Below are 11,945 nucleotides of genomic sequence, written 5' to 3' on the forward strand. Positions count from 1 at the left end.
CTCTTGGTGCCGTTTTTACAGCAAAATGGGATTAATACCATGCAGAAAATTATTGAATTTAATTTGGGAAGATATAGTCGATTGTCAGAGATTTCTCCTGACGAGGATATAAAAATACAATCCCAAGATGACATCTTATGGCAAGAGATCACCAACAAACTTAGTAATTATTGCATTTTATATAAAAGTTTATCGGCCTCAGTTGAGGTTAGCTGGTTGCCTGTTGTGAAACATAAGAAAGCTCTTGATGAGGTGACAAATAGAATAAGTGATCAAGTCACTACTGAGAGTTATGACTCTGATTTTCTCGACCAATTCTCTGCACTATATTTTAAAAAAATACCATTAATAGCAAAAATTGATATTGATGGCACACTTACAGAATCTGAAGAAGCATTTTTACCAAAAATAATTTTGGAAAAATATCTTTATGATGTATTTATGATCGCTAACCTAGCATCTCCTGGTTCTTGTGACTTTCTGAACATTGAATTTCCAAGAAAAAATGGGCATCCAGAAAAGCTGTTTCTATCGTCTTACTTCTTCGAATGTATGTATATGGAAAACATCAAAAACCAATCCTTACCAATTCATCAGTTAGATTTTGATTTAGTTATGTTTTGGTATAAGAATGTAAACTCAACACTTAAAACAATATCAGAAACAAACATTGAAAAAGCTTTATTTTCGACCATGCACATTTGTAAAAGAGAAAACTTCGATGAAACGACCATAGTTTGGATTTTTCATGCTCTAGAAGCTCTTTTTGGCACAAAGGTTGGCGAAGGCTTTAGCAATATCATAAATAGAATATCCCTTCTCCTTGAATTGGATGATAAGCAAAAAGAAAAAACCAAGAAGACCTTAAGAAAAATGTATGATTTCAGAAGCTCTTTAGTTCATGGAGGATACAAAGTACCACACCCAATAAGACCAGTTGATATTGATAATCACATAGAAAATAAAATTATGGATAACCATGAACTCTGTGAAAGTGGCTTCAATATGATTATTTCGTCCATACAAAAGATGATTAGTAATAACTGGCAGGATTTATGTATAAATGAAACAATCCAAGGAACGCCTGTAGGTTCGATTAGCCGTCCGGCGTAATCGGACGTTCGCGTAAATGGATTATTCCGTCATAACGGCCAGCCGAATTCCCCCCTCCGGCTGGCCACAACCAGGCAAAGCTGGGACACCCACCTGTACCCAGCTTTGACAACTCACTCCCCCTCCACTTTCCTTAAACCGGGAGCCCCGAGGAGAGAGCCGCCATGACCATCGCCCGTTCACGCCAGATCAGCCTCGCAGATACGCCTTACTACCACGTGGTCAGCCGCTGCGTTCGGCGTGCTTTTCTCTGTGGCCAGGATGATCATTCCGGCCAAAGCTACGAGCACAGACGCCAATGGGTGGCCGACAAACTGGGCCAGCTGTCGCAGGTCTTTGCCATCGGTGTCTGCGCCTATGCAGTGATGAGCAATCACTATCATCTGGTACTCAAGGTGCAGGCCCATATTGCCCATGAGTGGAGTGAACGAGAGGTGGCTGAACGCTGGTTCCGTCTGTTTCAGTGGCCCTTGCTGGTGCGTCGTTGGTATCAGGGAGATGAACTGATAGAACCCGAGCTGGACGTTGTGCATCAGCTGATAGCTCAGTGGCGGGAACGCCTCTATTCCATCAGCTGGCTGGTGCGCTTGCTGAACGAGTCGCTGGCCCGCCAGGCCAATCAGGAAGATGGCTGCAAGGGCCACTTCTGGGAAGGACGCTTCAAAAGCCAGGCCTTGCTCAGCGAGTCGGCGCTGCTGGCCTGCATGACCTATGTTGACCTCAATCCCATCCGGGCTGGCATCGCCACCACACCGGAGGAGAGCGATTTCACCAGCATCCAGCGACGGATTGAACAGACAGCTGATTTATCCGCACCAGCCTCCTTGCTGTTGCCTTTTGCAAGAGAAGGCAAGCCCGAAGAACTCCCCTGCAGTTTTGCCGATTATCTGGCACTAGTGGATTGGACAGGACGCGTAATTCGTCTGGATAAGCGTGGCCATATCCCGCACCATCTCGCACCTGTGCTGCAGCGCCTGGGCATAGAAGAGGGGCAATGGTTGGGGCAAGTCACCCTGTTTCGGCGTCACGGTATCCGGGCGATTGGCGACAAGATTTGCTGCCAGCGCTACGCCGCGCATTGTGGCCAGACGCGATGTTATCAGCCCAATCCTTGATACCGGAAAGCCTCGTGAGTTCACCACCAATCAGCAATCCTCGTTGACGCTGTACAGGCACTGATTGCCAACTGGCAGCCACTGACGCTCGCTCAAGCTCACAGCTTGTACTCCCATTGCTGTTTCATGCCTTCCAACCCCTAAACCAGCCTGCGTACGAATGGAGCCTCCCAAGCTATTCATCATTTTCCATCAGGTGGGTGTCCAAATTTAATCCCAAATTTAATCACATCAGGTGGGTGTCCAAATTTAATCCCAAATTTAATCCTTCCAAATTTAATCCTTCCAAATTTAATCCTTCCCTTGCACAACTTGGGCTGGATGGGGGTGATATGTGAGAACCACTCCACAGCAAAACGGCGCCCCAAGGCGCCGTTTTACTGCATACCGCCTTTTATATAACTCAGCCGGTATAGACAGGCAGCAGACCCGCCATGTTGAGCAGATGGAAGAGCGCGGTCAGCACCCCGAACAACAAGACGCCCACTATCATCGGCAGGCCGCCCGGCGTGCGGAAGCCATCGCCCTTACCGCTTTGAGCACGCTTGCCAGCGCGTACCTTCCAGGCCAGCAGCGCGGGTATGATGCAGGTCCAGAGGGTCGCCACGGCACCGGCGTAACCGATGGCCATCAGGAAGCCGAACGGGAACAGCAGGGAGAGCAGCAGCGGTGGCAGGAAGGTGACAGCCCACGACTTGGCGCGGCCCTGATGGCTGTTGTCAAACTTGAACAAATCCGCCAGATAGTCGAACACCCCCAGACCGACCCCGATAAAGGAGGAGAGGATGGCGGCCATGGAGAAGAGGTTGAGGGCATTGGCAACGGCCTCTGACTCTATCACCGAGGCCAGCGCCTTGAGCAGCACGTCAACGTTGCCGCCCTGCGCCACCACAGGCCCGAATTCGCTGCGCGGCAGGTTGCCAAACACGCTCACCAGCCAGATGAGGTAGAACAGCAGCGCGATGGCAGTACCACCAAGGATGGCGTAACGAGCGCGGCGCTCCTCACCGTAGTAGGCACGCATGGACGACACCGAGTGGTGATAACCGAACGAGGTGAGCGCCACCGGCAGCATGGCCAGCGCATAGGGTGCATAGCTGGCATGCTGGCTCAGGGTATCGAACAGCAGGGTCGGCTTGATGTTGAGCGACAACCCCGAGATGCCGAACACGAAGCTCAGCCCCATAGCGATGACCAGCACGACCGAAATGCGATCCACCGCCCGGGTCGAGTGCCACACCAGCCCGGAGAAACCCAGAGTGAACAGGATGGAGCCCCAGTGACTGCCGATGCCGGTCATGCCATCTATGATGAGACCGGCCGAGGTGATGTAGGCGTAGAGCAGTATGCCACCGACGAAGTAGACGGTGAGGTTGTTGAGGGCGTTGACCTTCTCTCCCAGCAGCTCCCGGGTCACGGTATCGAACGACACGCGCAGCGGGTAGCCCTGATAGGACTCCAGCAGCATCCAGCCGGAGACCGTCATCACCACCATGGTCAGGGTGATGGCCAGGATGGACCAGATGGTCCAGGCACCCGCCCCGGCACTCGGCAAGCCCAGCATGCCGGCCCCCACACAGACGCCGGCAATGATACATGCCCCGCCCACCAACGATGGCTTATGCCCCATATTCCACTTCTCCTACCCTGTTCTCACTGCAAAAAAATGGCGCAGCCACGGCTGCGCCCTGACGTTCGCCCTGCCCATGACAGGGGACGATTTGTTGTTCTCGCGAAGGGAATGAACCCGATATCCGGCGGCATATCAGGGTGCTGACGCGCCCTGCCCACCGTTTCGCCGTGGCGACTTTACCCTCCAGCCCGCCCGGTATCAAATCCGCTTGCCTGTTTGGGTCACCCACACGACCCGAAACGGGGCGATCCGGGCGGCTTGCCCCCACCTTGCCAGACCCGTGAGGGCACGAACTCGCGGGTGAGTGTGGCCGGATCAATGGGTGAGTGATGGCGACAGCCTGCACCGGCTCGCCAGACTGCTTGAACTCAAACCCTGAGCAGCACCGGGCCCACAAACACCCCCTCGGTGACGGGGGGTCGTGCTGCCTGTGCGATGGTCGGGACAGCGGCATAGTCCACCAGCGGCGGGGTCAGTCGCGGGCACGGCGCAGGTGGTAGTCAACGTGATAGTCGTTGGCGTTGCGAAACATGATGGAGTAGTTGAGAAACTCCCCGTTCTCGCCATAAGAGAGGGAGGTCAGCCGCAGGATGGGCGCCCCCTGCTCGATATGCAGCAACTCGGCCATCTGCCGGTCGGCCAGCACGGCGCTAAAGCTCTCGTAGTTGCCAGCGATGGGAAGCTGGCACTCATTCTCGATATAGGCAAACTTGGAGCCCTCCAGATGAGCCACCGACAGGGTGCGAAACAGTCGCACCGGCATGTAGCTCTCCTCCAGCAGCAGGGCCCGGCCATCCACAGACCGCACCCGGCTTGAGTAGTAGACGGGCTCGTTAACCTTGACCCTGAGCTGGCTGGCAATCGCAGGCGGGGCCGGCATGGTACGAAACTCCAGCACCTGACTGGTGAGTACCCGGCCCTGATCGCGCATCAGCTCGGTAAAGCCGCTCAGCCCCTTGGTCTCGTGCTGAACATCCTTCTTGGTCACATAGGTGCCGCTGCCGTGGCGCCGCGCCACCAGCCCCCATTCGATCAGCATGTCCACCGCCTTGCGCACCGTCATCCGTGACACGCCAAACTGGCTCGCCAGCATCTTCTCGCTCGGCAATACGTCTCCCACCCGGCAATCCGCGCCATTGACCCGGATACGCAGCCGATCCGCCACCGATTTATAGATCACTGCTAGACCTCTCTCAACCTGTACCTGCGACCCCCTCGTTGAGGCTCATCAGACCCAAGCAATTGAAAATAAATAAGTTTAAATTCAAATAAAACGACAAGAACGTCACAAAAACAAGAGGTACAACAATATCTCAAAATTTAGATCTCTTTGTCTAAATAAGAGCATGCGCCGGATCACATAACCACCATCTATTTCATGAGGGCTTGACGCATTGTTGTTAGGTTCAATTCAGCAACACCAACGACACCCTATCAAAAACGCTTTTAATAAAGGGACAATATATGCTCAGTCAAATTCAACGCTTTGGCGGAGCAATGTTTACTCCTGTACTACTGTTTCCATTTGCAGGTATGGTAGTGGGCATTGCAATCATGCTGAAAAACCCCATGTTCGTGGGAGAGTCGCTGGCCAACCCGCAAGGGTTGTTTTTTCAAATAGTCCATATTATTGAAGAGGGTGGCTGGGCCGTATTCAGAAACATGCCACTTATATTTGCCATTGGCTTGCCGATTGGGCTGGCAAATAAGGCACAGGCGCGAGCCTGTCTCTCCGTCTTGGTCAGCTTCATGACCTGGAACTATTTTATCAACGCCATGGGGATCACCTGGGGCAGTTATTTCGGGGTCGACTTCAGTCAGGATGTGGGGGGTGAAAGTGGCCTCGCCATGGTGGCCGGGATCAAGACGCTGGATACCAGCATCATAGGTGCCATCGTCATCTCCGGCATAGTGACGGCGTTGCACAACCGTCTGTTTGACCGTCAGCTGCCAGTCTTCCTCGGCATCTTTCAGGGCAGCTCGTTTGTCACCATCGTCGCCTTCTTCGTGATGATCCCCTGCGCCTGGCTGACCCTGCTGGGGTGGCCCAAGGTACAGATGGGCATCGCCTCCCTGCAGGAGTTCATGCTGATCTCGGGCCCGCTCGGTGTCTGGGTCTATACCTTCCTCGAGCGAATTTTGATCCCGACCGGCCTGCATCACTTTATCTATGGCCCCTTTATCTTCGGCCCTGCGGCAGTGGAAGGTGGCATCCAGCTCTACTGGGCGCAGCATCTGCAGGAGTTCAGCCAGAGCACTCGCCCGCTGATTGAGCAGTTCCCTCAGGGTGGCTTTGCCCTGCATGGCAACTCGAAGATTTTCGGTGCCATGGGGATTGCCTTGGCCATCTACGCAACGGCAACCAAAGAGAACAAGGCCAAGGTGGCAGGCCTGCTGATCCCGGCCACTCTGACCGCCATGCTGGTCGGCATCACAGAGCCGCTGGAGTTCACCTTCCTCTTCATCTCGCCGCTGCTGTTTGCTATCCACGCCCTGCTGGCCGCCACCATGGCCACCGCCATGTACCTGTTCGGTGTCGTCGGCAACATGGGCGGCGGCCTGCTCGACCAGTTCCTGCCGCAGAACTGGATCCCCATGTTCCACAACCATGCCAGCATGATGTTTACCCAGATAGCCATAGGCCTGGCGTTCACCGGGCTCTGGTTCCTGATATTCAAAAGTCTGATCCTGAAATTTAATTTGAAAACCCCGGGGCGGGAAGACAGCGAAATAAAGCTGTATTCCAAAGCGGATTATCAGGCAGCCAAACAACAACGAGGCAGTGATATTGCGACTCAAATTATCGAGGCACTCGGCGGCAGCAACAATATAAGGAGCCTGAATAATTGTGCCACCCGCTTAAGAATATCGCTGATACATGCCAGCCAGGCGGCGGCAGATGACATTTTCAAAAAACTGGGCGCCCATGGTGTGGTTCGCCATGGCGACAGCATCCAAATCATTATCGGTCTGCATGTGCCTCAGGTACGTGAAAATATGGAATCGATAATGAACAACCCCACTCAATCCTCTTCTTTCGTAACGGAGTCATGATCATGAAAAAATTCTCTGTAGTCATCGCCGGCGGCGGCAGCACCTTTACTCCTGGTATCGTTCTGATGTTGCTGGAGAACCAGCATCGTTTCCCGCTCAAGGAGATCAAGTTCTACGACAACGACGGTGCCCGCCAGGAAGTCATCGCCGAGGCATGCAGGATCCTGCTCAAGGAGAAGGCACCCGAGATTGCCTTCAGCTACGGCACCGACCCCAAGGCGGCCTTCAGCGAGGTGGATTTTGTCATGGCCCACATCCGGGTCGGTAAATACCCCATGCGCGAGCTGGACGAGAAGATCCCCCTGCGTCACGGCGTGGTCGGTCAGGAGACCTGCGGCCCGGGCGGCATCGCTTACGGCATGCGCTCCATCGGTGGCGTGCTGGAGCTGGTCGATTACATGGAGCAGTACTCCCCCAACGCCTGGATGCTGAACTACTCCAACCCCGCAGCCATAGTGGCGGAGGCGACCCGTCGCCTGCGTCCCAACGCCAAGATCCTGAACATCTGCGACATGCCGATCGGGATCGAGGGGCGCATGGCCCAGATCGCCGGCCTCAAGTCACGCAAGGAGATGCGGGTACGCTATTACGGCCTCAACCACTTCGGCTGGTGGACCCGTATCGAGGATCTGGCAGGCAACGACCTGATGCCGCAGATCAAGGAGCATGTCGCCCGCCACGGCTATGTGCCCGATCACGCCAGTCATGCCGAGGCAAGCTGGAACGATACCTTCGCCAAGGCCAGGGATGTGTGGGCGCTCGATCCGGATACCCTGCCCAACACCTACCTGAAGTACTACCTCTACCCGGACTATGTGGTCGCCCATGCCAACCCGGAGCATACCCGCGCCAATGAGGTGATGGAGCATCGCGAGAAACAGGTGTTCAGCGCCTGCCGTGCCATCGTCAAGGCGGGTCACTCAGCAGCGGGCGAGCTGGAGATTGACGAACACGCCTCTTATATAGTGGATCTGGCCACCGCCATCGCCTTCAACACCCAGGAGCGAATGCTGCTGATAGTCCCGAACCGGGGCGCCATCAGCAACTTCGACCCCGAAGCCATGGTCGAGATCCCCTGCCTGGTGGGCAGCAGCGGGCCGGAGCCCTTGCAGGTCGGCACTATCCCCCTGTTCCAGCAGGGCTTGATGGGCCAGCAGGTGGCGGTCGAGAAGCTGGTGGTGGAAGCCTGGGTCGAACGCTCCTACCAGAAGCTGTGGCAGGCGATCACCCTGTCCAAAACGGTGCCGAGCGCCTCGGTAGCGAAGGCCATCCTGGATGACCTGGTGGCCGCCAACAAGGATTACTGGCCGCCGCTGCAATAAATCGCCCATAAACAAAAACCCCCTCGGTGAACGAGGGGGCTTTTCGTGGTGCCAACGGCTGCTGTTCGGTCAGCGCAGGGATTTGACCGAGCGACGAACGATCAATTCGGGCTCTACCGTCATGGACTCGACTTCCAGCGCCTTGTTGCGGATCCGGCTCACCAGGTGCTTCACCGCCAGCAGGCCAAGCTCGGCCTTGGGATGACGAATGGTGGTGAGCGGCGGGCTGGAGAAGCGCGCCATTTCCACGTCGTCATAGCCGATGATGGAGATGTCGTCCGGCACCTTGACCCCGGCTTCCCAGGCGGCGCAGATGGCACCGATGGCCATGGGGTCGTCGAAGGCAAACACAGCCGTCGGGCGAGGCGTGAGGGCCAGGATGCGCTGCATGGCATCGAAGCCGCTCTGGCTCTCGTAATCCCCTTCGAAGATCTGCGCGTCTTTCAGGGTCAGGCCATGTTCGCCCAAGGCGTCGCGTACCCCATCCAGTCGCTGCTGGGTGGTCGGCTTGGCGATCTGGCCCGTGATGCAGACGATGTCCGTGTGCCCCTGCTCCAGCAGATGGCGCACGGCCAGACGCGCACCTATACGGGCGTTGTCGTTGATCACGTTGGCGAAATCGCACTCGGTTCCCCAATCCAGCACCACCTGCGGCACATTCTTGTGAATGCGCAGCATGTCACGCAGCGGGGTGTCGATATCGGTTCCCAGCACCAGCAGGCCGTCGACCCGCTTCTCCATCAGCATTCTCAGGTAATGCTGCTGGCGGGGCGGCTGGTTTTCGGTGTTGCACAGGATCAGGCTGTAACCCTGTTCGAAACAGTACGCTTCCACCCCCTGCACCACTTCAGCAAAGAAGGGGTTGGCACTGGTGGTGACCAGCATGCCTATGGTTTTGGTTGAGTTTATCTTGAGGCTGCGCGCTACCGAGTTGGGCGCGTAGTTGAGTTCTGCCACCGCCTCAAGCACTTTTTGGGTTGCATCTTCGCTGACCCGACGGGTGTGATTGAGTACATGTGAGACGGTGGAGATGGATACGCCTGCCCGTGAGGCGACATCCTTGATAGTGGCCATCTCTGTCTCCTGAATATCAAAAGCGGAACATTAGCAGATTTCCCAAATAAAGGCTTGGTTTTAACAGGCACTGCCGATGAATTGTCAATGCAGGCTAATCTAGGTGCTCCTTTCTATTTGCGCAAACGGATTTTGGTCAAAACGGGAGCAGTGTCAGAGTAAAATATCATCAGTTTTTTCATCTACCATCTGTCACCAGCACACCTTGTTATGAAGATGTTAACTATACAAATCAGTGTTAACGTCTGAAAAATAATTTCAAATCAGCTATTTGCTTCAAAAAAGCACTATCTCACCCGCTCTGGTTAGTATCTTTAACAGCTTGTTATTGCCCAGCGAGGAATGATAGAACCATAACTATTACCGGACTGGCGGGATCTCGGTCCGGAATGGCACACGGGCAATGAAACAATCCACTGATTAAGGGACGAATCGATGAATAAGTTGAGCAAAATGGCAGTCAGGGCAGCGGTTTCTATGGCTCTGTTCGGATCGGTATCACTGGCCCAGGCGGCTGACACCATCAAGATCGGCATTGCCGGCCCGGTCACCGGTGCGGTCGCCCAGTATGGTGACATGCAGTTCACCGGCGGCAAGATGGCGGTCGAGCAAATCAACAAGGCTGGCGGCATCAATGGCAAACAGATCGAAGCCATCATCTATGACGACGCCTGCGATCCCAAGCAGGCCGTGGCGGTCGCCAACAAGGTGATCAACGACGGTGTCAAGTTCGTGGTCGGCCACCTCTGCTCAGACAACACCCTGCCCGCCTCCGACATCTATGAAGATGAAGGCGTGCTGATGATCACCCCCGCCTCCACCAACCCCAAGATCACCGAGCGCGGCTATCAGCTGGTGCTGCGCACCATAGGTCTGGACAGCGACCAGGGCCCGACCGCCGCCAAGTACATCATCGATCAGGTCAAGCCCAAGCGCGTGGCCATTATCCACGACAAGAAACAGTACGGTGAAGGCATCGCCACCAGCGTGAAGACATCTCTGGACAAGGCTGGCGTGAAAGTGGTGGCGTTTGAAGGCGTCACGGCCGGTGACAAGGACTTCTCCGCCCTGATCGCCAAGCTGCAGAAAGAGAACGTCGATTTCGTCTACTACGGCGGCTACCACCCTGAGCTGGGTCTGATCCTGCGTCAGGCAGGGGAGAAGGGGCTGAAAGCCAAGTTCATGGGTCCGGAAGGAGTAGGCAACAAGGACATCTCCGCCATCGGTGGCCCAGCTTCCGAAGGTCTGCTGGTGACCCTGCCGAACAAGTACGATCTGGTGCCGACCAACGCCCCGCTGGTGGCGGCGTTCAAGGCCAAGGGTCAGGACTCTTCCGGTCCCTTCGTGTGGACTACCTATGCTGCGGTGCAGACCCTGGCGGCCGGTATTGCCAAAGCGGGTGAGGATGACCCTGCTGCGGTCGCTGCCGCCATCAAGGCCACACCGATCGATACCGTCATGGGCACCCTGAGCTGGGCGCCGAGTGGTGACCTGAAAGGCTTTGAATTCGGTGTGTTCCAGTGGCACGCCGACGGTACCTCCACCCAAGTCAAATAATCTGCCGGTCGGGGTGACATGAGTCACCCCTCTTTTCTTTGCGGGCAAGCACAGGGATCGCAGTATGTCCGAACACCTCCTTTACCTGGTTCAGCAGCTGCTGAACGGGTTAACCATAGGTAGCACCTATGCGTTGATCGCCATTGGCTACACCATGGTCTATGGCATCATCGGCATGATCAACTTCGCTCACGGCGAGGTTTACATGATTGGTTCCTATGTCGCGTTTATGGTGATGGCCGGGCTCATGATGATGGGCATCGACAGCACCTTCCTGCTGCTGGGAGGCGCCTTCCTGGTCAGCATCATCATCACGGGAACCTATGGCTGGACCATAGAGCGGGTCGCCTATCGCCCGCTGCGGAGCGGCAACCGCCTCATCCCCCTCATCTCCGCCATCGGCATGTCGATCTTCTTGCAGAACATGATGCGAATGGCGCAGGGCTCGCGTGATATCGCCATGCCTACCCTGATCTCCGGGGGCTGGACCCTGGGCGCCGGGGACGGCTTCCAGGCCAGCCTCTCCTACATGCAGCTCATCATCTTCGTGGTGACCTTCATCACCATGCTGGTACTGACCCAGTTCATCGGCCGCTCCCGCATGGGCCGTGCCTGCCGCGCCTGTTCGGAAGATATCAAGATGGCCAACCTGCTGGGCATAGATACCCACGTGGTCATCTCCATCACCTTCGTGCTGGGGGCCACCCTGGCCGCCGTCGCGGGCGTGCTGCTCGGCATGTATTACGGTGTCATCAACCCCTACCTCGGCTTTATGGCTGGCCTGAAGGCCTTCACTGCAGCGGTATTGGGTGGCATAGGCAGCATTCCCGGCGCCGTGCTTGGCGGCCTGCTGCTGGGGGTGGTGGAAGCACTCACCGCCGGTTATCTCAGCACCGAGTACAAGGATGTGATGGCCTTCGTCCTGCTGATCGGCGTCTTGCTGTTCATGCCCACCGGCATTCTGGGTCGCCCGGAGGTCGAAAAAGTATGATAAAACATCAATTTATTCATGCACCTGCCTCCTGTCTGATGCGGCTCTTCATGTCCATCAGCGACATTCTCGGCCGACCGGAAGGG

Annotated in this window: 9 protein-coding genes; 6 read left to right on the forward strand and 3 right to left on the reverse strand. The window is 55.7% G+C overall.

What is annotated here, in order from left to right; genetic code table 11:
* Positions 1–39 precede the first annotated feature (39 nt).
* Both WJM78_RS22230 and WJM78_RS22235 read left to right on the forward strand, forming a co-directional pair.
* Positions 40–1,113, forward strand: a complete 1,074-nt coding sequence (locus WJM78_RS22230; protein WP_339012205.1) for a hypothetical protein — start codon at positions 40–42, stop codon at positions 1,111–1,113.
* Between the two features lie 164 nt (positions 1,114–1,277).
* Complete coding sequence (locus WJM78_RS22235) at positions 1,278–2,228, forward strand: transposase (RefSeq protein WP_287147332.1); 951 nt, start codon at positions 1,278–1,280, stop codon at positions 2,226–2,228.
* A 403-nt stretch (positions 2,229–2,631) separates the two neighbouring features.
* Here the strand turns inward: WJM78_RS22235 and WJM78_RS22240 are convergent, their stop codons facing one another.
* Positions 2,632–3,858, reverse strand: a complete 1,227-nt coding sequence (locus tag WJM78_RS22240; RefSeq protein WP_042036092.1) for an aromatic amino acid transporter — start codon at positions 3,856–3,858, stop codon at positions 2,632–2,634.
* A gap of 475 nt (positions 3,859–4,333) precedes the next feature.
* Complete coding sequence (locus WJM78_RS22245) at positions 4,334–5,041, reverse strand: GntR family transcriptional regulator (protein ID WP_042036090.1); 708 nt, start codon at positions 5,039–5,041, stop codon at positions 4,334–4,336.
* A gap of 284 nt (positions 5,042–5,325) precedes the next feature.
* On the opposite strand from WJM78_RS22245, the gene WJM78_RS22250 reads away from it, so the two are divergent.
* Both WJM78_RS22250 and WJM78_RS22255 read left to right on the forward strand, forming a co-directional pair.
* The gene (locus WJM78_RS22250; RefSeq protein WP_339012211.1) at positions 5,326–6,915 is read left to right on the forward strand and encodes an alpha-glucoside-specific PTS transporter subunit IIBC; all 1,590 of its coding nucleotides are present in this window, start codon (positions 5,326–5,328) and stop codon (positions 6,913–6,915) included.
* Positions 6,912–8,237 carry a 6-phospho-alpha-glucosidase gene (locus WJM78_RS22255; protein ID WP_275930694.1) on the forward strand — a complete coding sequence of 442 codons (1,326 nt, stop codon included), beginning with the start codon at positions 6,912–6,914 and terminating at the stop codon, positions 8,235–8,237. Before WJM78_RS22250 ends, WJM78_RS22255 begins: the two co-directional genes overlap by 4 nt.
* A gap of 69 nt (positions 8,238–8,306) precedes the next feature.
* Here WJM78_RS22255 and WJM78_RS22260 read toward each other — a convergent pair whose 3' ends face one another.
* Complete coding sequence (locus WJM78_RS22260) at positions 8,307–9,311, reverse strand: substrate-binding domain-containing protein (RefSeq protein ID WP_042036086.1); 1,005 nt, start codon at positions 9,309–9,311, stop codon at positions 8,307–8,309.
* A gap of 435 nt (positions 9,312–9,746) precedes the next feature.
* Between WJM78_RS22260 and WJM78_RS22265 the strand changes: the two genes are divergently transcribed.
* Together WJM78_RS22265 and livH are read left to right on the forward strand one after the other, a co-directional pair.
* A complete protein-coding gene (locus tag WJM78_RS22265) occupies positions 9,747–10,868 on the forward strand; it encodes a branched-chain amino acid ABC transporter substrate-binding protein (RefSeq protein ID WP_339012217.1) in 1,122 nt (373 codons plus the stop codon).
* Positions 10,869–10,932: 64 nt separating this feature from the next.
* The gene (gene livH / locus WJM78_RS22270; RefSeq protein WP_339012220.1) at positions 10,933–11,859 is read left to right on the forward strand and encodes a high-affinity branched-chain amino acid ABC transporter permease LivH; all 927 of its coding nucleotides are present in this window, start codon (positions 10,933–10,935) and stop codon (positions 11,857–11,859) included.
* Positions 11,860–11,945 lie beyond the last annotated feature (86 nt).

Origin of the sequence: Aeromonas popoffii, assembly GCF_037818705.1 — a bacterium.
Taxonomy (GTDB): Bacteria; Pseudomonadota; Gammaproteobacteria; order Enterobacterales; family Aeromonadaceae; genus Aeromonas; species Aeromonas popoffii.